At 62.9% G+C, this 23,671-nt stretch carries 25 protein-coding genes; 10 read left to right on the forward strand and 15 right to left on the reverse strand.

Going from position 1 to position 23,671, the window contains the following annotated elements:
* Window positions 1-16 precede the first annotated feature (16 nt).
* From FB009_RS07960 to FB009_RS07970, 3 genes are all read right to left on the reverse strand, one after another.
* Entirely contained in the window at window positions 17-862 is an 846-nt protein-coding gene (locus FB009_RS07960) for a carbohydrate ABC transporter permease (protein ID WP_145161545.1), read from the reverse strand.
* Window positions 855-1,793 (reverse strand): carbohydrate ABC transporter permease, encoded by a 939-nt coding sequence (locus tag FB009_RS07965; protein WP_145161548.1) that lies wholly within the window; start codon window positions 1,791-1,793, stop codon window positions 855-857. Before FB009_RS07965 ends, FB009_RS07960 begins: the two co-directional genes overlap by 8 nt.
* Before the next feature lie 76 nt (window positions 1,794-1,869).
* Window positions 1,870-3,174, reverse strand: a complete 1,305-nt coding sequence (locus tag FB009_RS07970; protein ID WP_024310853.1) for an ABC transporter substrate-binding protein — start codon at window positions 3,172-3,174, stop codon at window positions 1,870-1,872.
* A 210-nt stretch (window positions 3,175-3,384) separates the two neighbouring features.
* Between FB009_RS07970 and FB009_RS07975 the strand changes: the two genes are divergently transcribed.
* From FB009_RS07975 to FB009_RS07985, 3 genes are read left to right on the forward strand one after another with little or no spacing between them, the layout of a single operon-like run.
* Window positions 3,385-4,590, forward strand: coding sequence for an ROK family transcriptional regulator (locus FB009_RS07975; protein WP_012067162.1), 1,206 nt, complete (start codon window positions 3,385-3,387; stop codon window positions 4,588-4,590).
* 40 nt (window positions 4,591-4,630) lie between these two features.
* The gene (locus tag FB009_RS07980) at window positions 4,631-5,731 is read left to right on the forward strand and encodes a Gfo/Idh/MocA family protein (protein ID WP_012067163.1); all 1,101 of its coding nucleotides are present in this window, start codon (window positions 4,631-4,633) and stop codon (window positions 5,729-5,731) included.
* 20 nt (window positions 5,732-5,751) lie between these two features.
* Window positions 5,752-6,393: a ThuA domain-containing protein gene (locus FB009_RS07985; RefSeq protein ID WP_012067164.1), complete on the forward strand. Its 642-nt coding sequence runs from the start codon at window positions 5,752-5,754 to the stop codon at window positions 6,391-6,393.
* 160 nt (window positions 6,394-6,553) lie between these two features.
* Here the strand turns inward: FB009_RS07985 and FB009_RS07990 are convergent, their stop codons facing one another.
* The 6 genes from FB009_RS07990 to sdhC form a co-directional block, all read right to left on the reverse strand.
* On the reverse strand, window positions 6,554-6,820 hold the full coding sequence (locus tag FB009_RS07990) for a type II toxin-antitoxin system Phd/YefM family antitoxin (RefSeq protein WP_012067165.1): 267 nt from the start codon (window positions 6,818-6,820) through the stop codon (window positions 6,554-6,556).
* Between the two features lie 102 nt (window positions 6,821-6,922).
* A complete protein-coding gene (msrA, locus tag FB009_RS07995; protein ID WP_012067166.1) occupies window positions 6,923-7,519 on the reverse strand; it encodes a peptide-methionine (S)-S-oxide reductase MsrA in 597 nt (198 codons plus the stop codon).
* Between the two features lie 149 nt (window positions 7,520-7,668).
* Window positions 7,669-8,448, reverse strand: coding sequence for a succinate dehydrogenase iron-sulfur subunit (locus FB009_RS08000; RefSeq protein ID WP_003531162.1), 780 nt, complete (start codon window positions 8,446-8,448; stop codon window positions 7,669-7,671).
* Between the two features lie 18 nt (window positions 8,449-8,466).
* Window positions 8,467-10,308, reverse strand: coding sequence for a succinate dehydrogenase flavoprotein subunit (sdhA, locus tag FB009_RS08005; protein WP_012067167.1), 1,842 nt, complete (start codon window positions 10,306-10,308; stop codon window positions 8,467-8,469).
* A 7-nt stretch (window positions 10,309-10,315) separates the two neighbouring features.
* Window positions 10,316-10,696, reverse strand: coding sequence for a succinate dehydrogenase, hydrophobic membrane anchor protein (sdhD, locus tag FB009_RS08010; protein ID WP_012067168.1), 381 nt, complete (start codon window positions 10,694-10,696; stop codon window positions 10,316-10,318).
* 11 nt (window positions 10,697-10,707) lie between these two features.
* Window positions 10,708-11,100 carry a succinate dehydrogenase, cytochrome b556 subunit gene (sdhC, locus tag FB009_RS08015; protein ID WP_012067169.1) on the reverse strand — a complete coding sequence of 131 codons (393 nt, stop codon included), beginning with the start codon at window positions 11,098-11,100 and terminating at the stop codon, window positions 10,708-10,710.
* A 300-nt stretch (window positions 11,101-11,400) separates the two neighbouring features.
* Here sdhC and FB009_RS08020 point away from each other — a divergent pair, with 300 nt between their 5' ends.
* The gene (locus tag FB009_RS08020) at window positions 11,401-12,021 is read left to right on the forward strand and encodes a hypothetical protein (protein WP_012067170.1); all 621 of its coding nucleotides are present in this window, start codon (window positions 11,401-11,403) and stop codon (window positions 12,019-12,021) included.
* Between the two features lie 29 nt (window positions 12,022-12,050).
* Here the strand turns inward: FB009_RS08020 and FB009_RS08025 are convergent, their stop codons facing one another.
* From FB009_RS08025 to tsaD, 5 genes are read right to left on the reverse strand one after another with little or no spacing between them, the layout of a single operon-like run.
* The gene (locus FB009_RS08025; RefSeq protein ID WP_012067171.1) at window positions 12,051-12,707 is read right to left on the reverse strand and encodes a class I SAM-dependent methyltransferase; all 657 of its coding nucleotides are present in this window, start codon (window positions 12,705-12,707) and stop codon (window positions 12,051-12,053) included.
* A 13-nt stretch (window positions 12,708-12,720) separates the two neighbouring features.
* Window positions 12,721-13,152 carry an EVE domain-containing protein gene (locus FB009_RS08030; protein WP_012067172.1) on the reverse strand — a complete coding sequence of 144 codons (432 nt, stop codon included), beginning with the start codon at window positions 13,150-13,152 and terminating at the stop codon, window positions 12,721-12,723.
* Window positions 13,153-13,158: 6 nt separating this feature from the next.
* Window positions 13,159-13,452: a YciI-like protein gene (locus FB009_RS08035; RefSeq protein WP_012067173.1), complete on the reverse strand. Its 294-nt coding sequence runs from the start codon at window positions 13,450-13,452 to the stop codon at window positions 13,159-13,161.
* Between the two features lie 16 nt (window positions 13,453-13,468).
* On the reverse strand, window positions 13,469-14,464 hold the full coding sequence (locus FB009_RS08040; RefSeq protein WP_012067174.1) for an NAD(P)H-dependent glycerol-3-phosphate dehydrogenase: 996 nt from the start codon (window positions 14,462-14,464) through the stop codon (window positions 13,469-13,471).
* A gap of 4 nt (window positions 14,465-14,468) precedes the next feature.
* Window positions 14,469-15,497 carry a tRNA (adenosine(37)-N6)-threonylcarbamoyltransferase complex transferase subunit TsaD gene (gene tsaD, locus FB009_RS08045; RefSeq protein ID WP_231234240.1) on the reverse strand — a complete coding sequence of 343 codons (1,029 nt, stop codon included), beginning with the start codon at window positions 15,495-15,497 and terminating at the stop codon, window positions 14,469-14,471.
* A gap of 241 nt (window positions 15,498-15,738) precedes the next feature.
* On the opposite strand from tsaD, the gene hemC reads away from it, so the two are divergent.
* The 6 genes from hemC to FB009_RS08075 all read left to right on the forward strand — a co-directional run bounded on the left by hemC (window position 15,739) and on the right by FB009_RS08075 (window position 22,047).
* Window positions 15,739-16,668 carry a hydroxymethylbilane synthase gene (hemC, locus tag FB009_RS08050; protein ID WP_024310856.1) on the forward strand — a complete coding sequence of 310 codons (930 nt, stop codon included), beginning with the start codon at window positions 15,739-15,741 and terminating at the stop codon, window positions 16,666-16,668.
* Window positions 16,669-16,783: 115 nt separating this feature from the next.
* Window positions 16,784-17,500: a uroporphyrinogen-III synthase gene (locus FB009_RS08055; RefSeq protein ID WP_012067177.1), complete on the forward strand. Its 717-nt coding sequence runs from the start codon at window positions 16,784-16,786 to the stop codon at window positions 17,498-17,500.
* Between the two features lie 229 nt (window positions 17,501-17,729).
* Complete coding sequence (locus tag FB009_RS08060) at window positions 17,730-19,025, forward strand: COG4223 family protein (RefSeq protein WP_024310857.1); 1,296 nt, start codon at window positions 17,730-17,732, stop codon at window positions 19,023-19,025.
* 112 nt (window positions 19,026-19,137) lie between these two features.
* Window positions 19,138-20,793 (forward strand): heme biosynthesis protein HemY, encoded by a 1,656-nt coding sequence (locus tag FB009_RS08065; RefSeq protein WP_012067179.1) that lies wholly within the window; start codon window positions 19,138-19,140, stop codon window positions 20,791-20,793.
* 25 nt (window positions 20,794-20,818) lie between these two features.
* A complete protein-coding gene (locus tag FB009_RS08070) occupies window positions 20,819-21,298 on the forward strand; it encodes a tellurite resistance TerB family protein (protein ID WP_012067180.1) in 480 nt (159 codons plus the stop codon).
* Between the two features lie 2 nt (window positions 21,299-21,300).
* Window positions 21,301-22,047 (forward strand): glutamine amidotransferase, encoded by a 747-nt coding sequence (locus FB009_RS08075; protein WP_012067181.1) that lies wholly within the window; start codon window positions 21,301-21,303, stop codon window positions 22,045-22,047.
* A 158-nt stretch (window positions 22,048-22,205) separates the two neighbouring features.
* Here FB009_RS08075 and FB009_RS08080 read toward each other — a convergent pair whose 3' ends face one another.
* The gene (locus FB009_RS08080) at window positions 22,206-23,453 is read right to left on the reverse strand and encodes an MFS transporter (RefSeq protein ID WP_012067182.1); all 1,248 of its coding nucleotides are present in this window, start codon (window positions 23,451-23,453) and stop codon (window positions 22,206-22,208) included.
* Window positions 23,454-23,671: the final 218 nt, after the last annotated feature.

Here is a 23,671-nt window from a genome sequence, read left to right on the forward strand (position 1 = left end):
TCAGGGGAACGGATGCTCAGGATTTCACCGCGCCGGCGGTCAGGCCGGCGATAATGTGCTTCTGGGCGAGGAAAAAGACGATCACCGTCGGCAGGATCGTCAGCGTGATGAAAGCGAGCACGAGCTGCCAGTCGGTACCGAATTCGCCGCGATAGACCATGATGCCCAGCGGCCACGGATATTTAGCCTCCGTGTTCAGCATGATGAGCGGCAGGATGTAGCTGTTCCTATGGACGAAAGTGATGATGCCAACCGTCGAGACGATGGGCCGCGAAAGCGGCAGGGAGATGTACCAGAAGAAGCGAATGTAGCCGCAGCCGTCGACGAAGGCGGCCTGGAAGAGTTCTTCCGGCAAGTTCCGGAAATAATTGCGGAAGAGCAGGATGCTCATGCCGAGACCAAACGCGACCTGAGGCAGGATGACGCCCCAATAGGTATCCAGCAGGCCGAGGTCGCGGATGCGGATGAAGAGCGGCAGGATCGCGGTTGCCGCCGGGAACATGAGCCCTATCAGGAAATAGTTCAGCAAATGGTTCGAGCCGAAAAACCTGACATGGGCGAATGTGAAGGCGGCCATGGCCGAGACGATCACGGTCAGTCCCACCGTCATTGCAGCGATGAACAGCGAGTTCAGCATCTGCCGCCAATAGCGGTCGCCGAAAAGGATATCGAGATAGTTCGACCACAGCCATTCCGATGGAAGGCCGAAGGGATTGACGCGCAGGTCGCCAAGCGACTTGAAACCGCCGAGCGCCGTCGTCACCAGCGGCAGCAGGACCAGCATCGCCACCAGCGACAGCGACACGTAGAGATAGAGGCGGGTGGCAGGGGACATGCGAACGGAGGAATTCGTGTCAGTCATGGCGCATGAATATCCGTTTGTAGCCGAAGGCGAGCGTGACGCAGATCACGAAGAGGACGACGCCTACCGCGCTACCGAGCCCCACCTGCATGCGGGTTACCCCATAGGTGTAGAGGAAGGTCACCATAGTCTGCGTGGAGTTCGACGGCCCGCCGCCGGTGAGCGGCATGACGAGGTCGAAGAGTTGCAGCGATCCGATGACGGCGAAGAAAATCGACAGCCTGACGGTCGAGCCAAGGAGCGGCAACGTCACATAACGGAATTTCTGCCAGCCGGTCGCGCCGTCGATCTCGGCAGCTTCGAGCACGCTCCTGTCCACCGCCTGCAGGCCGGCGATGAACAGCATCATATGGAAGCCGAAATATTTCCAGATGATGACGGCGAGGACCGCATAGATCGCAAGACTTCGATCGGCGAGCACGTAAGGCGTGGCCACGCCAAAGAAGCCGGCGACCGCGGCCACGAGGCCGTAGTCTCCGTCATAGACGAAGCGCCAGATGAGACCGGCCGCGACATCCGCCAGCACGTAGGGCAGAAAGAAGATCAGCCGGAAGGCGACGACGCCGGCGATCCGCTGCGCGAGAATCATCGCCAGCCAGAGGGCCAGCGGGATCTGCAGGAGTACTGAAACGAAAATGATGATCCCGTTATTGATCAGCGCCCGCGAAAAGGCTGCGTTGTTGAACAGCACCTCGAAATTGCGCAGGCCCACGAACTGTGTCGGTGTTCCGTAACCGTTCCAGCGATAGAGGCTGTACCAGGCCGCCTCGCCCATCGGCAGAATCACGAAGACGGTGAAGAGCAGCAGAGCCGGCGGCAGGAAGAGGATGAGCACCGGCAGGCGTCCGCGCACGGTCGGGCTCTTGTAGCGCACAGTCTTGCGGCTTGCCGTCGGGGGCACCGCGGTCACCGTCGCAGTCGTGTCGGTCATTTCGTTCTCGCGCAGTTCGTTCCGGATCGTCGAAGAAAGGCGGGCGGCGGGGCCACCCGCCGCCGCGCTTTCGCACTCATTCCAGCTCGCGTGCGTCCTGGATCATCCGGGCTCCCTCCTCGGAGGACATCTGCCCGGAGAGGATCTCGACGGATGCGTCGTTCACGACGCGGCCGACCGAGGGGCCGAGATCCTGGTCGAAATAGTTCTGGTGCCATGTCGAGGCCGCAAGCTGGTCGGCCGAAGCACGCACCAGCGGGTTGGTGATGCCCTCTTCCGCGCCCACGGCCACCGGTACGATCATGCCGGTACTTGCCATAAGCCTCTCGTTCTCAGCATTGGTGAGATAGCGCAGGAAATCGAGCGCCTCAGGCGGGGCATTCTTGGTTACCGCCCAGCCGTTGAGGCCTCCGAGCGTATCGGTCGCCGCACCTGCCCCGCCCTCGACGGCCGGGAAGGGGAAGCGACCGATGTTCTCGGGTGCCAGGCCCTTGCCGTCGCCGGAATTGGCGCGCTGGGTGGCTTCGGTGGTTTCGAAGCTCAGGATCATCGCCGCCTTGCCGTCACCGAACAGGCCGAGCGTTTGCGGCCAGTTCGCCCCGAGATAGCCGCCCTGGAACGGCTCGAGCTTGCCGAGTTCGGCGAGTTGTTCACCGGCCTTTAGGATCGCCGGGTGCAAGAAACCCTCGCCCTCGTTGTTCTTGGCATCCTCGAATACCTGCTGGCCGCCATTGCGCATCACGAGATAGCTCCAGTAGAAGTGCAGCGGCCATTTGTCCCCGCCGCCGCCGGCGATCGGCGTGATCCCGGCCTCCTTCAGCGTTTTCACCGCTGTGAGGAAATCATCCCAGCTCTTGATGTCCTCGGCCTTGACGCCGCCCTTCTGGAACAGCTCCTTATTGTAGAAGAAGCTGATCGTTCCCATTTTGAAGGGAACCGCATAAATTCGATCCTCAAAGGTGAAGCCCTTGACTGCCGCCGGGTTGTAGCTCTTCTCCCAGGCGCCGCCATCGGCACGCATTGCTTCCGTCAGGTCCTTGAGTGCGCCGGTCTCGGCCTGCTGCTTCAGCACTCCGCCGCCCCAGCTGTAGAAGAAATGGGGAGCGTCGTCCGATTGCAGCAGCGTCGGCAACTTCGCCTTGAAAGCCTCGTTTTCCAGGAATTGGAGCTGAACATCCACGCCGGGATGTTCGGTTTCGTACTTGGCGGCGATGTCCTCCCATTGCTTCAGATAGGCGGGAACCGTCTCCAGATGCAGCCATTTTACGACGGTTTCGGCCGATGCCGTTTCGGGACCGAAGAGAAGCGTCATGCCGGCGGCTGCGGCAAGCGCCGTTAGTTTAGCGGCGTGCATGGACGCCAACCCGCGTTCAAACATCATCATATTTCTCCTCCCAGGGGAAATATCCTCACCATTTATTCCCCAATGCGGATTAATTCAGACGAGGCGCCGTCAAATGTCAACAGACAATCTTAATATTTCCGGCGACGAGCTTGACAAGGGATGTGACATGCCTGTTATTTAATTCGCATCCCGGCAAAACATCCGGGCCCACCAACCGGCCACCAAGCACGCGAGCATCTGCAGACAATGAAGACCGCCGATCCTGAACTGATGCGCGCAATAAACCGCTTCAATGTGCTCGATACGATCCGCCGACACGGCCCCATTTCACGTGTCGAGATCAGCGAGCGCACCGAACTGTCCACCACTACGGTCTCAGCCATCACCGCATCGCTGCTCGACGACGGACTCATCCTGACCAGGCACGAGGGCGACATCCGCAACGCTGCCGCAAGGGGGCGTCCACGCGTCATGCTGGAGCTCAATCCGGAGGCCGCACGCGTCGTCGGCGCGAAAATTGCCGCCAACCGCATGGTCTTTGCCGTCACCAACTTCCGAGGAGAGGTTCTCTCCAACCTGACTTTGCCGATCCGGGTCGACCGCCAGCCCATCGCCGTCATTGCCGACCTGATCGAGGACGGCGTGCGGCGCTGCGTCGTCGACGCCGACCTTTCCCTCGACGACATCGATTCGATCTGCATCGGCCTTCCCGGCGTCGTGGAGCACCGCACCGGCCATGTCCGATCGAGCCCGATATTTCGTGAGACCAATGTCGATTTTGCAAGCGAAATGACTAGCAGGCTTGATGTGGCGACTATCGTGGAGAGCGACGCTCACGCGATCACACTTGCTCACCATTGGTTCGGCCGCGCCCGCGACCTCGACGACATGGTGCTCGTCTCGCTCGAGCAAACGCTCGGGCTCGGCGTACTGCATGCCGGCCAGCTTTTCCGCGGCGCCGGAGGACTGAGCCACAATCTCGGCGATCTCGTGCTCGGAGTCGGCCGGAGCGAGACCATCCGCCTCTCCATGCTCGCCGGGGAAAAAGCGATCCTCGGCGAACACGCCATGGACGGGCGATTTGCCGAGGCGGTGCGCCTCGGGCGGGGCATGACGCATGCGCAGACGCTGATCGCAGCGGAGGATGACGCACTGATCGCGGCGGCTTCGCGCGCCGGAGAAGCGATCGGGCTCGCCGTCGCCAACATCGTTACGCTGTTCGGACCGCCACGGGTCGTCATCGTCGGTTCGAGCCTGTCGCTCGGCACCGTTTTCGTGGAGAGCATAGGCCGGTCCTACCGGGACGCGATCCCTCCCTCGATCTCGACGGTGGCGGAACTCGTTTTCGACGAATCGGCCGACGAGACCTGGGCGCAGGGAGCGGCCGTCGTGGCGCTCTGCGAACTCTACGAGTCCCCCTGGGGGACGACCGGACCGGCGCCGGCGCTTTGACGCTTCCGGCTTCTGCAAATTCCACATCGGGAGGAGACTTATGGAAAGACTCGGTATCGGCATCATCGGCTGCGGCAACATTTCGTCCGCCTATCTGAAGGCTATGGCAGCCTTTCCCATCCTCGACATTCGCGGCATCGCCGACCTGAACCGCAGCCTCGCCGAGGAGCGCGCCAACGAGTTCGGCGTCAGGGCGCGTGACCTTGCCGATCTCCTCGCAGACCCTTCGATCGAACTCATCGTCAACCTGACCGTGCCGAAGGCGCACGTCACCGTCGCCATGCAGGCGCTGGAGGCGGGGAAGCACACCTATTCCGAAAAGCCGCTCGCCACCGATTTCGCCGACGGACGCAAGCTTGCGGCACTGGCCCGGGAAAAGGGCCTGCGCATCGGCGCCGCCCCGGACACATTTCTCGGCGGCTCGCATCAGACGGCGCGGGCGATCGTCGATTCCGGCGCGCTCGGCATTCCAGTCGGCGGCACCGCCACCTTCATGTGTCCGGGCCATGAGCGCTGGCATCCCAATCCGGATTTCTACTATGACGTCGGCGGCGGGCCGATGCTCGACATGGGACCTTATTACATCACCGACCTCGTCAACCTCCTCGGCCCGGTCGCAAAGGTCGCCGGCTTCGCAACGTCGGCTCGCAAGGAGCGCACCATCACCAGCCAGGCGCGCAACGGCGAAAGCATTCCCGTTCGAGTTCCCACCCATGTCGCCGGCGTGATGGCCTTCGAGAATGGTGCCGTCGTGCAAATAGGCATGAGCTTCGACGTCGCCGGCCATAAGCATGTCCCGCTCGAACTCTACGGTACCGAGGGCACGCTGATCGTGCCGGATCCCAACCATTTCGGCGGCCAGGTCGAGCTTCTGAAAAAAGGGGGCGCCTTTGAGCTTAAGACGACGACCGAGCCCTATGCCGACGGCAATTATCGCTCGATCGGCGTCGCAGACATGGCGCATGCCATTCGCTCGGGCCGGCCGCACCGCGCAAATGGAGATCTCGCGCTTCACGTGCTGGAGGTGATGGAAGCGTTCCACAAGGCTGCCGAAAGCGGCACCACCGTCAGCATCGCTACAACCACCGAGCGTCCGGCACCCCTGTCGGAGTCGCTCGTCGACGGCCGCATCGGCCGATAATTCATCAGGAGGAGTTCGACATGCGAGAGGCACTGATCGTCTGGGGTGGCTGGAGCGGGCATGAGCCGCAGGAATGCGCCCATATCATCCGCGACATGCTGCAGGAGGACGGATTCAAGGTCTATCTTGAACATACGACGGAAGCCTTCGCTGACCCGTCGATTCACGACCTGTCACTGATCGTTCCCATAATGACCATGTCGAAGATCGAAAAGGAAGAAGTGAAGAACCTCGCTGCAGCCGTCGAGGGCGGCGTCGGCATCGCCGGCTATCACGGAGGCGCGGGCGATGCTTTCCGCGAGAGCGTCGAATATCAGTTCATCATTGGCGGCCAGTGGGTGGCCCATCCCGGCAACGTCATCGATTATCGCGTGAACGTCACACGGCCGGACGACCCATTGATGAAGGGCATCTCCGATTTCCCCTACACCTCGGAGCAATATTACATGCATGTCGACCCGTCCAACGAGGTCCTGGCCACCACGACCTTCTCCGGCGCACATGCGTCCTGGATCGAAGGCGTGGTGATGCCGGTGGTCTGGAAGCGCAAGCATGGGAAAGGCCGGGTCTTCTATTCCTCGCTCGGCCACGTGGCCAAGGAGTTCGAGGTACCGGAAATGCGCACGATCTTCCGCCGCGGCGCGAACTGGGCGGCGCGCTGAGGCCTCTCCGCCTGGCGACTGGCGGAGAGGCCAGCCGCGACTTCGTCGAGCGGCGCGTCAGAGCATGCTGGATGTCGCCGCCGTTAGGCGGCGTCGTTGCCGCTGAACAGAATTCGCCCAATTTCGGACCATAACAACGCGTGGGTATCGAGCAGGAGCCTCACGCCCCGTCTTCCATCGCCTTCAAGAGGTCTGCGGGCAAAGAGTCGAAATCATCGGCGATCTTGATCCTGCCCCGCAATGCACCGGGCTTGCGGGCACCAACGTCGGATGACGGCGGCCCGATTTCCGCAACAACCTTGTGGTGGGAGGTCAAAACAAACCTCTGTCCGTCCTGAACCTGCTGCAGGAAGGAGGTCAGGTTGCCGCGAAACTCCCGCACACCGACACGGCGAGGAGAGGAAGTGTTAGGGCGAGATTCAGGCATGGCTTCGCTCCATCTCTAGGAAATGCGTACACAATTCGTTGGGAATGCAAGGCCTATCCATCACCCTCTGCTGCGGCCACATCCGCGTGCCGGCACGGCCGGTCAGTGGCTGACGCCGGCATAGGCGCGATCGCCCCAGAGCTTCTCGACCGTCCGGTTCCTGCCGCAGCCGTTGCGATAGTACCAGTAGCGGATGGGGTTCCGCTTGCCGAAGTCCTGGTGGTAGTCTTCCGCGGGCCAGAACTTCGCCGCACCCTCGACGGGCGTGACGATCGGCCGCCCGAGTTCCGCCTCGGCCTTTATCTTCTCCGCCTTCGCGCCCATCGCCTGGCGCTCGTTCAACGCATAGATGGCGGTCGTATAGGCAAAGCCCCGGTCGCAGAACTGGCCGCCGCCATCCGTCGGGTCGGTCGTGCGGAAGAGGACGCCGACGAGCGCGGCAAAGGAGACCCGGTCCGGATCGAATTTGATGCGGACCACTTCGCGGTGCCCGCCCCTCACATAGGTCTCATAGGTGGGATTGGCGCTCTTGCCGCCGGCATAGCCGGAGATCGTTTCAAGGACGCCCGGCACCGCGTCGAAGTCGCTCTCGACGCACCAGAAGCAGCCGCCGGCAAAGATCGCATATTGCGGTTCTGCCGCCCGCGCCGGCAACAACAGGAAACAAGTGACGAAAAAACCGAGCAGCAGGCGAAGCATCGACGGCCCTCCATCCTAAACTATTACCTAACTGCCTCGCCGCGCGTTTCAAATCACTTAGCAACACGTCGATGTGACGGACGTGAAAGCAAACGGCGAGCCAAGGCCCGCCGTTGAAATGCTGCTGAAAACACCTGCAAGACGGATGGTCAGAACCGGCGCTCGACCAGCATCTTCTTGATCTCGCCGATCGCCTTGGCGGGGTTCAACCCCTTCGGACAGGCCTGAGCGCAGTTCATGATCGTGTGGCAGCGATAGAGCCGGAACGGATCCTCGAGATTGTCGAGGCGCTCGCCGGTCGCCTCGTCTCGGGAATCGATCAGCCAGCGATAGGCCTGCAGGAGCACGGCGGGCCCGAGATAGCGATCACCATTCCACCAGTAGCTCGGACAGGAGGTCGAGCAGCAGGCACAGAGAATGCACTCATAAAGACCGTCGAGTTTCAGACGGTCTTCGTGGCTTTGCCGCCATTCCTTGGCCGGTGTCGGCGAGACCGTCTTCAGCCAGGGCTCGATCGAGCGGTGCTGGGCATAGAAGTTGGTAAGGTCCGGCACGAGGTCCTTGACGACGGGCATGTGCGGCAGCGGATACACCTTGACGGCGCCTTTCACCTCATCCATGCCCTTGGTGCAGGCGAGCGTATTGGTGCCGTCGATATTCATCGCGCAGGAGCCGCAGATGCCTTCGCGGCAGGAGCGGCGAAGTGTCAGCGTGGGGTCGATATTGTTCTTGATGTAGAGCAGACCGTCCAGAACCATCGGACCGCAATCGTCGATATCGATGTAATAGGTATCAATCCGCGGGTTCTTGCCGTCGTCCGGATTCCAGCGATAGACCCGGTATTCGCGGAGATTGGCCGCGCCGACCGGTTTCGGCCACACCTTGCCTTCGGTGATCTGCGAGTTCTTGGGAAGTGCGAGTTCAACCATGTGCCTTAGTCCTCGAGATCAGTAGACGCGGGCCTTGGGCTCGATCTTGTAAGGATCGATGCCTTCGGCGATCAGCTCGGTGTGAACCGGACGAAAATCGAGCCGGACGTCGCCCGCGTCGTTGACCCAGGCAAGCGTATGCTTGCGCCAGTTGACGTCATCGCGGCCGCCGAGCGGGCCGTCCTTATAGTCCTCGCGCGCATGTGCGCCGCGGCTTTCCTTGCGCGCTTCGGCGCCGTAGACCGTGGTGATGGCATTGGCCATCAGGTTTTCGAGCTCCAGCGTCTCGACGAGATCCGAATTCCAGATCATCGAACGGTCGGTAACCCTGATATCCGGCAGTTCCTTCCAGATCGCCGACAGGCGCCGACAGCCGGATTCGAGCGATTCCTGCGTGCGGAACACGGCCGCATCTTCCTGCATGGCGCGCTGCATCTTGTCGCGCAGAACGGCCGTCGGCGTTGCGCCATTCGCGTGCCGCAGCCGGTCGAAACGGTCCATGATGCGGTCGCATGCAGCAATATCGACCTCCGGTACCGCCGCGTTGCGGTCGATGATCTGGCCGGCGCGGATAGCCGCCGCACGGCCGAAGACGACAAGGTCGATCAGCGAGTTCGAGCCGAGCCGATTGGCGCCGTGCACCGAAGCGCAGCCGGCTTCGCCGACGGCCATCAGCCCGGGCGCGATGCGCTCGGGGTTCTGGCTGTCCGCGTTCAGCACTTCGCCCCAGTAATTGGTCGGCACGCCGCCCATGTTGTAATGAACAGTCGGCAGCACCGGAATCGGTTCGCGCGTGACGTCGACGCCCGCAAAGATCTTCGCCGACTCCGAAATTCCGGGCAGACGCTCATGCAGTACCGCCGGATCGAGATGGTCGAGGTGCAGGAAGATGTGGTCCTTGTTCTTCCCGACGCCTCGTCCCTCGCGGATTTCCATCGTCATGCAGCGGGAAACGACGTCGCGCGAGGCAAGGTCCTTGGCCGAGGGCGCATAGCGCTCCATAAAACGCTCGCCCTCGGAATTGACGAGATACCCGCCCTCGCCGCGTGCGCCTTCGGTGATGAGGCAACCCGCACCGTAGATGCCGGTCGGATGGAATTGCACGAATTCCATGTCCTGCAGCGGCAGGCCGGCACGCGCGATCATGCCCCCACCGTCGCCCGTACACGTATGCGCCGAAGTCGCCGAAAAATAGGCGCGGCCGTAGCCGCCGGTCGCCAGTACCACCATCTTTGCCGCGAACCGGTGGATCGTGCCATCGTCGAGATTCCAGGCGACGACGCCGGTGCATCGTCCGTCATCCGACATGATCAGGTCGATGGCGAAATACTCGATGAAGAATTCGGCATTGTTCCTGAGCGACTGGCCGTAAAGCGTATGCAGGATCGCGTGGCCGGTGCGGTCGGCGGCCGCACAGGTGCGCTGTACCGGCGGTCCTTCGCCGTAATTCTGCATGTGGCCGCCAAAGGGGCGCTGGTAGATCTTGCCTTCCTCGTTGCGCGAGAAGGGAACGCCATAGTGCTCGAGCTCGTAGACCGCCTTCGGCGCCTCCATGGCGAGATACTGCATGGCGTCGACGTCGCCGAGCCAGTCCGAGCCCTTGACGGTGTCGTAAAGGTGCCATTGCCAGCAGTCGGGCGTCATGTTCTGCAGCGAAGCGGCGATGCCGCCTTGTGCCGCGACCGTATGCGAGCGCGTCGGGAAGACCTTGGTGATGCAGGCCGTCCTCAGGCCCTGCTCGGCCATGCCGAGCGTCGCGCGCAGGCCCGCCCCGCCGGCGCCCACGACGACAACGTCGAAGGAGTGGTCGACATACTTGTATGCCTTGCCGTTTGCAGCGGGCGTGCTGATCGATGCCATGGCGAAATTATCCTGCAAAAGCGATCTTCAGGACGGCGAAAAGACAGAGTCCGCCGACCGCGATCGTGAAGAATGTGTTGAGCATGAGAAGTGCGATCTTGGCGCCCTCCCCATGGACGTAGTCCTCGATGATGACCTGCATTCCGATCTTCATGTGAACAAGGCCGGCGACAACCATCAGCCCCATGGTCACCGCCACGAACGGATTTGCAAGGGCCGCAAGCAGTTCCGCATGCGGAGCGCCCGCATAATGGGCGAGGAAGACGACGAAGAAGATGGTGAGCGGAATGCTTGCAACGGCCGTGACGCGCTGCCGCCAGAAGTGATCCGTACCTTCCTTTGCCGAACCGAGACCCCGGACCTTGCCGAGAGGAGTGCGCATGCTCATGTCAAAGTCCCTTAACGAGCGAGATAGCCGACGATCCAGATGACGAGCGTCAGCGCCGCCGATGCGACGATCATCGCCTTCGCCACCCGGGTCGCGAAGTGCTTTTCGTAGCCATAGCCGAGATCCCATCCGAGGTGGCGGATACCGCCCAGCAGATGATGCATCAGCGCCCAGGTGTAACCGAAGAGAACCACCTTGCCGATGAGCGTTCCGAAAAACCAGTTCACCCAGTCGTAATAGGCAGTGCCCGAAGCTGCAGCGATCAGCCACCATGCCACGAGGACCGTGCCGAAATAGAGTGCACCGCCGGTGATGCGGTGCATAATCGACATGATCATGGTGGGAATCGGCTTGTAAATTTGAAGATGCGGCGAGAGCGGCCGGCTTCTTGTGACATTCGTCATCGGAACCTCGCGGGATGACCGGATTCCCGTCCAAACTGGACTCGTTCATCCGGTATCGCACCGATTGTGCGCAATTCAGTCATCCGGACCTTTAATCGCCATAAGCCTTAACGACAAGTGTGTTTGCAGTGCAAAATCAATTTAATCGATTTGACGGAAAACGTCATTTTCGAGCCTGGCGGAGACAAGGGGGCGATTAAGGATAGATGCAAAAAACGGTGTGAAATCCGTGACATTTGCGGGCTCTTGCCTCAGGATGCGCTTTAACGCTTCGTTAAAGATGTCCGGGGGCATTGCGGTATGGACCTCCTTAAATTGGCCCGTGCAACCAAAGTTCTAGTCCTGGCCTTCGCCCTTGCGATGCCTGCCGGCCTTTCCGCGCGCGCCGAAAGCGGCGGCGTGGGTAACGCGGAAACCGGCACCCGCCACATGCGGGGCAAGCACCGCACATCCCATCACATCTGGCACAAGGGGCGTCACCGTTCGGTAACGACCGTCGACGGTTTCTCGTCCTCCGCTTTCAGAAGCCCGCCGGACTTTCAGACCAGGACCCGCCACGTGCGGCCAAGAACTCCCTGGTCCAGATTTCCCTGGCATCGTCACGCCCGCCGCGGGCGCGACCATCGTCCCGTGGTCATCATCGGTGGCGGCGAACATTCCTTCGGCGGTGACGGCGGCCACGGGAATCACGACTTCCCCACGCCTATTTCGGATATCGGCACCTATGCCGGCGGCCTTTCGGCTTATCGTGACGAAGGCAACGGCATCTATTTCAGCCGGGACGGCGGCTACTCCTACCTTGCCGGGGATACCATCGTACGCAATACATCTTCGAAACGCGCGAAGATCATCATCCTATCGCCTCAGGTCAATGCCAGCGCATGCTCGTGGGAGCGCGGCGTCTGCGTCGTTCGGCCGTAGGAGGCGGACGCTCCCGTCGATCGTCGCTGTCACGAGGCCGCCTGACCGAATCGCCAGACCGTCGTGCGCTTCACCTCGCAGTCTTCGAGCGCCCGCGTCACCGGGACCTCGTAGGTCGCCAGCGGCGTCATCCGCTCGCGCGGACAATAGGCCCGACCAGGATCGCCGACCAGGACGACAGCACCGGCACGTTCGAGTGCATCGAACCAGGGCAAAAGCAGGGCGGCGAAGCTCTTGTCGTAGAAGACGTCTCCGGCGAGGTAAACATCGGCTGCCCGTTCCGATCCAACGATATCGGCGGCGGCAAAGGCGAGCGACACACCGTTGAGTTCCGCATTCAGCCGCGCGGCTGTTTCGCACCAAGGATCGATGTCGGCGGCCACGACTTCGTCGGCGCCGGCCATCTTCGCCGCGATGGCGACGAGGCCGGAACCGGAAGCGAAATCGACGACGCGGCGGCCGCGCACCGTTTCGGGATGATCAAGGATGAAACGTGCGAGCCCCTGCCCGCCCGCCCAGGCAAAGGCCCAAAAGGGCGGCGGCAGACCGATCTGTTCCAGCTCTTCCTCGGTCTTCAGCCAAAGCTCATGCGCCTCGCTCGCAAGATGCAGGCGGATTTCCGGTACGTGCGGCGGCATAAGAATGCCGGTGTTGGCGCGGACGAAACTTTCCGGATCGGTCCTCACGATGCTTGCGGGTTCAACGGGGCGAAGTATCGAGGCCGCCCATGCGGCAGACCTCTACCCACTCGTCCTCGGTTACCGGCTGTACCGAAAGGCGCATCGAGGTGACGAGCGACATCGTCGCGAGCCTCGGGTTTTCCTTGATCTCCTTCAAGGTCACGGGTCTCGGCATGTCCATAACGGCGCGAATGTCGACGCAGTCCCAGCGCGCGTCACCCTCGGCTGTCGTGTCCGGATGCGAAAGCGCGCAGACCTCGGTGATGCCGACGACCTCAAGCCCCTCGTTGGAGTGATAGAAGAAACCTTTGTCGCCGATCTTCATCGCCCGCATGTTGTTGCGCGCCAGGTAATTGCGAACGCCGGTCCATTCAGTGCCCTTCTCGCCGGCATCCTTCTGCATCTGCCATGACCATTTGGCCGGTTCGGATTTGTAGAGCCAGAACGCCATTGCCCCTCAAGCCTCCGGATTGTTGAAGACCCAGTTATAGGCCTTGATCTCGACCTGGGCGAAGAGACCGGCCTTCGCATAAGGGTCAGCCGCCGCGATCGCCGCTGCCGCCTCGAGCGTGTCGGCCTTGACGATCACCAGACTTCCGGTCGGCTTGCCGTCTTCGCCGAGGAACGGCCCTGCAATTTTCAGAATGCCGCGGGCGTTGAGGTCGTTGAGATAGGCGAGGTGATCGGGTCGTGTGTCGAGCCTCAATTGCAACGCGCCGGGCTTGTCGGTGCAGAGCAGTGCGAAGAGCATGGATCCTCCTGGAGAATTATTCGTGGGTGATCGGTCTGGACATCAGTTGTTCGAGAGCCGAGCGGACATCGAGCTTCCCGTCGACGATGGCCGCTACGGCCTCGGTGATCGGCATATCGATACCGAGTTCTCCCGCCACGCGAGCGGCGACGGATGCGGCAAAGGCACCTTCGACCAGCTCGCCGCTTCCCTCGGCGCGGCCACTCTTGCCGAGCGTTATGCCGAATCGCAGGTTGCGCGACTGGTGGCTGGTCGCAGTCAGCACGAGGTCGCCCAATCCCGAGAGACCGCGCACCGTATCGGCGTCGCCCCCTCTCGCTACGATGAAGCGCGACATTTCGGCAAGCCCGCGCGAGATCAGCGCCGCACGGGCAGAATCCCCAAGGCCTGCGCCCTCGACGATGCCACAAGCGATTGCGAGCACGTTCTTGAGCGCTCCGCCGAGCTGAACGCCGGTGCGATCGGCCGAGGGATAGAGCCGGAACGTCCGCCCGGAAAGCACCTCTGCGAGTTCCGTCGCGATCGCCCGGTCAGGAGCGGCGATCACCATCGCCGTCGGCAGTCCTTTGGCGATATCGGCCGCAAAGCCCGGGCCGGAAAGCACCCCGATGCGGCGGCCCGGCAACTCCTCGTCGAGCACGTCGGTGAGCAGCCGGCCGGTCGATTGCTCCATGCCTTTGGCGCAGGTGACGACGATCGCCTTGGCGCCGATTGCATCGCCGTAACGACGCGCCGCGTCGCGATGCGCCTGCGAAGGCATTGCAAAGAGCACGATGTGGGCATCTCCGAGCGCGGCAGCCTGCGAGGAATAGGAAAGGCCTGCCGGAAGCGGGATGCCCGGCAAAGCCGCCTCGTTGCGCCCGGTCCGGCGGCATTCCTCAGCCGCTTCCTCCCGCCGCGCAAGCAGCGTGACATTGGCTTTGTCGGCGGCCACGGCCGCAAGCGCCGTTCCGAAGGCGCCCGCCCCGACGACCACGATCTTTGGTCCGGTCTTCGGATTTTTCATCTTCATTCCATCATGCCTTGGCGCCGCGTCTGCCTGAGCCGATCAAGGCCTTTGCTTCGGCGTCGAGCGGCCAGCGCGAACGCGGGGCCACATCCAGTCCGTCGGCCGGCAGGCCGGCGGCCAGCCGCTCCGCACCGGCCCAGGCGATCATCGCGGCATTGTCGGTGCAAAGCGAGAGCGGCGGCGCCACAAAACGAAAGCCGTGCTCGTCACAGAGCGATTGAAGGGTCTGGCGCAATGCCTGGTTCGCGGCAACCCCGCCGGCAACGACGAGGGCCGGTTGCGCCACGGATGCGGACTCCGCCTTGAACCGCTTCAAGCTGCGCCCGACCCGATCCCTGAGGGTGCGGGAAATGGCGCGCTGGAAGGAAGCGCAGATGTCCGCGATGTCAGCCTCGGTCACCGGCTCCAGCGATTTCGCCGCCTGCCGGACGGCCGTCTTCAGGCCGGAGAAGGAGAAATCGAGCCTGGCATCGCCAACGAGCGGCCGCGGAAAGTCGAAACGCTCCGGATTGCCGGTCCGGGCTGCCCGTTCCACGGCCGGGCCGCCCGGATAAGGAAGGCCGAGCAGCTTGGCGGTCTTGTCGAAAGCCTCGCCCAGCGCGTCGTCGATCGTCGTGCCCCAGCGCTCATATTCACCGACACCTTTGACGAGGATCAGCTGCGTGTGCCCGCCGGAGACGAGCAGCATCAGATAGGGAAACTGGAGCTCGTCGGTCAACCGCGCAGTCAGCGCGTGACCTTCGAGATGGTTGACCGCATAGAGCGGCTTGCCGGTCGCCCGTGCGATCGCTTTTCCGGTCATCAGCCCGACGATGAGCCCGCCGATCAGGCCCGGGCCGCTCGTAGCGGCGATCGCGTCGATGTCCTCAAGCTTGACGCCGGCGCGCAACAGCGCCTCTACGATCAGCGTATCGAGCGCCTCGACATGCGCGCGCGCGGCGATTTCGGGAACGACGCCGCCATAGGCGCTATGCTCTTCCAGCTGGCTCAGCACCACGTCGCCGAGAATCCTTCCGCGGCCCTCCTCGTCGCGCATGACGACCGATGCCGCGGTTTCGTCGCAGCTAGTCTCAATACCGAGGATGCGCAATGGCGGGGACGTCACGTGCTATACTCAACGATTGCGGTCGCAGTGAAAGGTGGCTACACGGAACTCACACAGCGGCGTGCGTCTGTCTGAGCATGAAGGACGCTTTAAAGCTTTGAAGTGCTGCATGGTTTCGTCCTTAAATCGATTCCGATTTAAGCAACCACGCAGTAACAACGGATGGCAGAGGATGCAAACAAAACCTTTCCGCATAGGCACCCGCGGCAGTCCGCTGGCGCTGGCCCAGACGCATGAAACGCGCGATCGTCTCGCCGCCGCTCATGGTCTGCCCGTGGAGATGTTCGAGATCGTCACACTCTCCACCAAGGGCGACCGGATCACCGACCGGTCCCTTGCAGAGATCGGCGGCAAGGGTCTGTTCACCGAAGAGCTCGAACAGCAGCTTCTGTCGGGAGACCTCGATTTTGCCGTGCATTCGTCGAAGGACATGACGACGAAGCTGCCCGACGGTCTGTTTCTTTCTGCTTTTCTGCCGCGCGAGGACGTCCGCGACGCCTTTGTCGGCCGTTCCGCCACAAGGCTTGCCGAGCTCCCGCAAGGGGCCACCGTGGGGTCGTCGTCCCTGCGGCGTCAGGCGCTGATCCGGCGGTTGCGACCGGACGTCAACGTGATCACCTATCGTGGTCAGGTCGAGACGCGCCTGCGCAAGCTCGCCGAGGGGCAGGTCGACGGCACGCTTCTGGCCTATGCCGGCCTGAGGCGGCTGGGCATGGCCCATGTTCCAACGGAGCTGCTCGACCCCGAGTCGTTCCCGCCGGCGCCCGCCCAAGGTGCGATCTGTATCGAAGCGCGCCTCGGCGACGACCGCATCAACGCGCTGCTTTCTGCTGTCGACGACCCCCGCACCCATGAGGCAGTCTCCTGCGAGCGTGGCTTCCTGGCGACGCTCGACGGCTCCTGCCGCACGCCGATAGCCGGTTACGCGCAGTCGGATGGGGCGCGTATCCGCTTTTCCGGCATGATCCTGACGCCGGACGGCACGACCTGCCATCGCATCGAAATCGATGGCAGAACGGCGGACGCGGCGGCGCTCGGGCGGGAAGCGGGCGAGCGGATCCGCGCCAAGGCCGGACCGGAATTCTTCTTGAGCTGGAGCTAGAGCGGGATGAAGAAGAACATGCGCGATTTACCCCCCGCGTTCCGCTTTGATTTTGCCGGAGGCGCGTGCGGAGATTTCAATCCGATCCTCCCTGAAATCATAGTGATCTGAGCCGATGCGCGTGCTCGTGACCCGGCCACGCCCGTCAGCCGAAAGCACGGCGGCAAAGCTCGGTGCCATGGGCCATGAGACGGCCATACTGCCGATGTTGCAGGCGCAGCATCTCGCCGATGCGGTTCTCACGGCATTGAGTGTACCGCATCAGGCGATTGCCATCACCAGCGCGGAGGCCGTCCGCGTCCTCGGCTCGCTCGGGCCTGCGCTTGAGCCACATTTCGGCACGCCGCTCTTCTCGGTCGGAGGCGCGACCGCGCGCGCGGCGGGTGGCCTCGGATTTACCGATATCCGCACGGGGCCGGGAACCGGAGAGGGGCTCGCCGAGACGGTGGCTGCCCACCTCCCCGCTGGCGGAGCCCTGGTCTATCTCGCCGGCTCGCCGCGGACCGGGGGCTTCGAACGGTCCTTGCACGAAAGGCGGGTCGATTACAGGACCGCCGAATGCTATCGAATGGCGCCGGTCCACTATTCTGCGGACACGCTGCCTGAACTCGTCCGCGCTGGTCCTTTTGATGCGGTGCTGCTCTACTCCCGCGAGACCGCGCGGCGCTTGATCGCAACATTGCGGGAGAGCCGCCTTCAGCCCGCGGAACTGGCTTCGCGTTGCCTCTGCCTGAGCTGGCCGATCAGAGAGATCCTGCCGGCCGGCTTTGTCAGCGAGGTTGCAGCGGCGCCCGACGAAGAAAATCTGTTCAGGCTCCTCGAAGCCGAATAGGCGAAGAACCCGGCGGTTCGCCGGCTGGACGGACGTAACTTCAGCGTGTTTGCCCGGCTCATCTGAGGCATTTCCGTCAAAAAGCACGGGCAGGGGCTTTCCCTCCTCATTCTCGCTGACTAGGTTTGCTTAGGTGATGTTGAAACGACGGGGTGTGCCTGCTGCAGGTCCGCTCCGGCGAGGCCGTCAGGCAAAAAGGCGGTCCAATAGGCAAACTTATGAGGTGACCATGGCATCGGAAAAGCCGCCGCGCCGCTCGAAAGCTGGAAAAGAACCGCTGACGATCGATCTCGAGGCGGAGAAAACCGCGTCCGCGCAGACCGAAGCCACCGCTGACGGGGAAGCCGCACCCAGCCAGCCGGTGGACATGCCGCCGAGCGAGGCGGCGGCAGCCGGTGAAGCAGGCACCGGCGGCGCCCGAAGCCGCGAAGGCGGCACCGGCGAACCTCCATTGCCGGCAGGCGATCCGCAAGAGGAAACGGAAGAGGCACGGGCAGATGCCGCCGCTGCCGCTTTCGACGAGAAGCTTCCGCATTCGAGCAGCGGCGAAATGCCTGAGCCGAAGAGGAGGCAGACTGCGGGTGCAGGCGCGCTTGCAGCCGGCATTCTCGGCGGCCTCGTCGCGCTCGCCGGTGCCGGCGTGTTGCAATATGCCGGCTACATTCCTGCGCCCGGACCTGAGCGGCCTGGCACCGAGCAGAACCTTGCGGGCGAAATCGAAGCGATAAAGGCCGAGCTCCGGGCTCAGGCTCCGGCGGCACCAGTCGACGTCGCCCCGCTGGAAAACCGCCTTGCCGCCCTGGAAAATGCGGCGCGGGAGCCCGGCGCTGATGCGGAGGGCTCGCCTGAGGTCAAATCGCTCGAAGCCGAGGTCGCCAATCTGACGACCGAAATCGCCACGCTCAAAACGGAGCTTGCCGAAACCCGCCAGGCGGCCGACGCCGCTCGAGCAGAGCTTGCCGGCCGTATCGACCAGGCGGAACAAAAGCTCAACGAGCCGGCAAACGACATCGATATGGCGAAAGCCGTCGCGGTGACGGCACTGAAGACGGCGATCGATCGCGGCGGGCCGTTCCTCGCAGAACTCGACGCCCTGCGCAGCATCGCGCCCGACGATCCGGCGGTCAAGGAACTGGCGGCTGTAGCCGCAACGGGGGTCGCCACGCGCGCGGCTCTCCGGGATAGCTTCCAGCCGGCGGCCGACGCGATGCTGAATGCGCTGCAGCAGCCCGATCCCAACCAAGGGATCTTCGATCGCCTCGTCTCCAGCGCCATGTCGGGGATCCGTGTTCGGCCGGTCGGCAGCGTCGAGGGCGACACGCCGGAAGCGGTGATCGCACGCATCGAGGACAAGCTCGACAATGGCGATCTCAAGGGCGCATCGCTCGAATGGAACAGCCTTCCCGAGGCGGCGAGATCAGCCGGCCAGAAATTCAAGGAGAAGCTTGACCGGCGGCTCAACGTGGAAACGGTGATCGATGCCGCCGTCGCCGGGACCATGGTTCGAACCGGTACACAAGGTTAGAGCGGGATGAGGAAAAGTGTATAACGGTCTTCCGTTCGGGAATGCGTCGTTTGAAAGAGTTAGATCGTTTCGCTGCTTCAGTGAGCCGATCTAGCGGGAGAAAGAAGACTACATGATTCGAATACTGTTCTTCGTCCTGCTCGTCCTTTGCCTTGCTCTCGGCTTTGCCTGGCTCGCGGATCGCCCGGGGGAACTGTCGCTAATCTGGCAGGGTCAGCTGATCGAGATGAGCCTGCTGCGCGCCGCCTCGCTCCTGATTTCGGTTTTCGCCGCCGTTCTGATCGCCGTCTGGCTGCTCCGCACGATCTGGTCGTCTCCCCATACGGTCACGCGCTATTTTCGCGCCCGCAAGCGCGACCGTGGCTATCAGGCGCTGTCGACCGGCCTGATCGCAGCCGGCGCCGGTGATGCCAATCTCGCACGCAAGATGACCGCGCGCACGCGTAGCCTGATCAGCTCCGACCAGGAGCCGCTGATCCATCTCCTGGAAGCGCAGACCTCGCTGATCGAAGGCAAATACGACGACGCGCGCAAGAAATTCGAGTTGATGGCGGATGATCCTGAGACGCGCGAGCTCGGCCTGCGCGGTCTTTACCTCGAAGCCAAGCGGCTCGGCGCAAATGAAGCCGCGCGCCACTATGCCGAGCGTGCCGCCGAAAAGGCGCCGCACTTGCCGTGGGCGACGCTCGCAACGCTCGACCATCGCAGCCAGGCGCGTCAGTGGGACGAGGCTATCCGGCTGCTCGATCAGAGCCGCGCCGCCAATGTGCTGGAAAGGAAGGAGGCGGATCGCAAGAAGGCCGTTCTCCTGACAGCGCGGGCGATGGAACAACTGGAGGCCGACCCGAAATCCGCACGTGACGACGCAAGGGCGGCGCTGAAGCTCGACGACAGTCTCGTGCCGGCGGCGCTGGTTGCCGCCAAGGCGCTGTTTCGCGAGGACAATCTGCGCAAAGGCGCCTCGATCCTCGAAAAAATGTGGAAGTTGGATCCCCATCCGGAGATCGCGCGTCTTTACGTGCGGGCGCGCGGCGGCGATTCCGCCCTCGATCGCCTGAAGCGCGCAAAAAGACTTGAAACGCTTCGCGGTAACAATGCTGTTTCATTGGCCACTGTCGCCGAGGCGGCGCTCGAAGCGCGCGAACTCGCGCTTGCGCGGACGAAGGCAGAGGCCGCCGCCCGGATCGACCCAAGGGAAAGCATCTTTCTGCTGCTCGCGGATATAGAAGAAGCCGACACCGGGGACGAGGGCCGCATCCGTTACTGGATGTCGCAGGCGCTCAGGAGCCCGCGCGATCCAGCCTGGACCGCTGACGGTGTCACATCGCCGAGCTGGCTGCCGGTCTCGCCGGTCACCGGTCGCCTCGACGCGTTCGAGTGGAAAGCTCCACCGGCGCGGCTACCGGCCGCAACCGAAGAAGGGTATCTGAACCCGGACGCGGCAATTCGCAGCCTCCCGCCCGTCGCAACCGTGCCTCGCCCGGCCACTGAACCCGAGACTGAAAGCGCCGTCGATGCCGCCCCGCCGGCAGAGCGCGTTGAGGCCGAGCCCGAGAAAGCCATCACCGTTCCCGACCCGAACGAAACGGTCGCCCCTCCAGCCGGGGATCCGAACCGGAAAGAACCGGTCCCGGCGGTCGCCTCGCCCGCCAAAGGCAAGGATTCCGAGGAGGCGCCGGATCCCTTTTTCGGCCGACCTCCGGACGATCCGGGCGTACGCGAGCCGGCGTCGACGGAACAGAACACCGGCAACTTCCGTCTTTTCTGAACCCGATATCAACAGGCGATAGTGCATGTTCGAACGTTTTCGCGCATTTCTGGAAGGCATGACGGGCTCGGCTCAGATTGAAGCGGGCGATCCAAGGGTGGCCGTGATCGGTCTCTGCTTCCAGGTCATGGAAGCGGATGGTGCGGTCCGCAGTTCTGAGCGCCGCAAGATGCGCGCGCTCATCAAGGATCACTACAGGCTCGACGATGCCGTGCTCAATGCATTGATCGAGGCCGGCGAGAACGCCGAAAGCGAGGCGATCGACTTTTATCGGTTCACCTCCGACATAAAGCGGCACCTGTCCGAAGAGCAGCGTATCGAGCTCGTCGGAATGCTGTGGGAGATCGTTTACGCGGACGGCTCGCGCAGCGAAATGGAAGACCATGCGATCTGGCGGATTGCCGACCTCCTCGGCGTCTCCGGTCGTGACCGGGTCTTGAAACGGCAAGAAGCAGCAGCCAAGATCGACATGGTGGAGGAGAACGAGGCGCAACAGGGAAGTTGACGATGCCGCAAGGGGCCAGTGACGCCAAGAGACCCATCCTCATCATCCTCCATCAGGAGCGCTCGAGTGCCGGTCGTGTCGGCCATATTCTCGAGAAAATGGGCTTCTCACTCGATATCCGCCGTCCGGCGCTCGGCGACGATCTGCCTCCGACGCTGGAAGGCCATATGGGCACGATCATCTTCGGCGGACCGATGAGCGCCAATGATGAGGAAGAGTTCGTTCGGCGTGAAATCGACTGGCTGTCCGTGCCGCTCCTCGAAAACAAGCCCTATCTCGGCATCTGCCTCGGGGCTCAGATGCTGGCCCGCAACCTCGGCGGCAAGGTCGAACCTCATCACGAGGGCATGACCGAAATCGGCTGGTACCCGCTAAGAGCCACGGAGGCGGGCAGCGCGCTGATGGACTGGCCGGCAATGGTCTATCACTTCCATCGCGAAGGATTCGACCTGCCGAAGGGCGCCGAACTTCTGGCGACCGGAGACACCTATCCCAACCAGGCCTTCCGCTACGGCGAAAACGCCTGGGGTATTCAGTTTCACGGTGAGCTGACGCGGGCGATGATGCATCGCTGGGTCGTTCACGGCGCACACCGTTTCGTGCTCCCGGGGGCACAGCTGGGCAAGGCGCATCTGGAGGGCCGGATGCTGCACGACCATCCGCTGCGGACATGGATGGAGAACCTCCTGGAGCTGATTTTCCTGAAGAATGGAGGCGGTCGGATAAACCGGACCGGCTTGCAGTCGTGAATTACGGGGCCCCTCCCCGGGTTTGACTTGATGACCAACCACTCCTGTCACGCTGCGTCGACTGGCCCCTCACCCGGCTGCCGCCACCTTCCCTCGCTTGCGGGGTGAAGGGAATATGCCGCCGCCGTATCGCTCAAGCCACCCGTGGATATCGAAGCTCATCCGCCCCGCTGCGCCTCCGGCACATCCAGCGTGTCGATCCGGCGCAATTGCGGAAAGCCCGCCGCCCAGAGAAGTGCCACCAACAACGTCCCCAGACCACCGAAGACGACGGCGAAGATTGCGCCGAAACCGGATGCCATCATGCCGGCGCGGAATTCGCCGAGTTCGTTGGACGCGCCGACAAACACCATGTTGACGGCGTTCACCCGGCCGCGCAGCTCGTCCGGCGTCCAGAGCGTGATCAGAATTTCGCGCACATAGACCGAAATCATGTCGGAAGCGCCCATGACGATGAGCGCGACAATCGAGATCCACGGCGTCGCCGACAGACCGAAAACGACCGTTGCGGTGCCGAAGAGAGCAACGCCGACAAACATGTAGAGGCCGGCTCGATTTCGGATCGGATGAGCGGCAAGCCAAACCGCCATGGCGACAGCACCGATGCCGGGGGCTGCCCGCAGCAGCCCGAGACCCCATGGCCCGAGCGTCAGGACATCGCGCGCAAAGACCGGCATGAGCGCGACCGCGCCCCCGAGCAGCACGGCGAAGAGATCGAGCGAGATCGCCCCGAGCACGATCTTCTCGGCCTTTATGTAGCGGAATCCTGCGGTGATCGTCTTCCAGGTCTCGGCCGAAGGCGGCGTCCGCTGTTCCGGCTTCGGCACGGCGAAGACCATCAGGGCGCCCGCAGCGAAGAAACCGAGACTGACCGCATAGGGTACGGTCGGACCCAGACCGTAGAGCAGTCCTCCCGCCACCGGACCGACAATCATTGCCGTCTGCCACGAGGTCGAGTTCCAGGCGATGGCATTGGACAGGTCTTCCGCGGGCACCAGATTGGGCGCCAGAGACTGGGATGCGGGGCCCAGAAAAGCGCGCTCTATGCCGAACACGACAAGGATCGCGTAGACCGGCCAGGGCGAAAACAGTCCCGTCACCGTCAACAGGAGGAGTGCAGCGCCGCAGAGCGTGCTGACCAGCATGCAGATGCCCATGATCGCACGGCGGTTGTAACGGTCCGCCACGCTGCCCGTCACGAGAATGAGGAAGAGCGAGGGCAGGAACTGGAAAAGGCCGATGAGGCCGAGCGACAATGGATCGCGCGTAAGATCGTATATCTGCCAGCCGACGGCCACCGACATGATCTGGACGGCGAAGTAGGCAAGCAGTCGTGAGAAGAAATAGCGCCGGTAGCCGACATGCCTGAAGGCAGCGAAACGGTGCGCGGCATGAACGGCCGACATGCTGGAATGCTCCTGCTGCGTGCTCCTGATATCATTTAAATTCGACGACGGGAGCATGCAGACTTGAAGATCCCGCATCGGTGATTCGCATCGGAACCGATACGGATCGTTGCGGGAAGGGGAAGAAAGACGCGCTCCGCGCCATTAAACATGATCGCGCGAGGCGGGCCGGCGTACTTGCCCGTTTAGTTCCTAATGTCTACATGTCTGTCAACAAC

The organism is Sinorhizobium medicae (genome assembly GCF_007827695.1).
GTDB lineage: Bacteria > Pseudomonadota > Alphaproteobacteria > Rhizobiales > Rhizobiaceae > Sinorhizobium > Sinorhizobium medicae.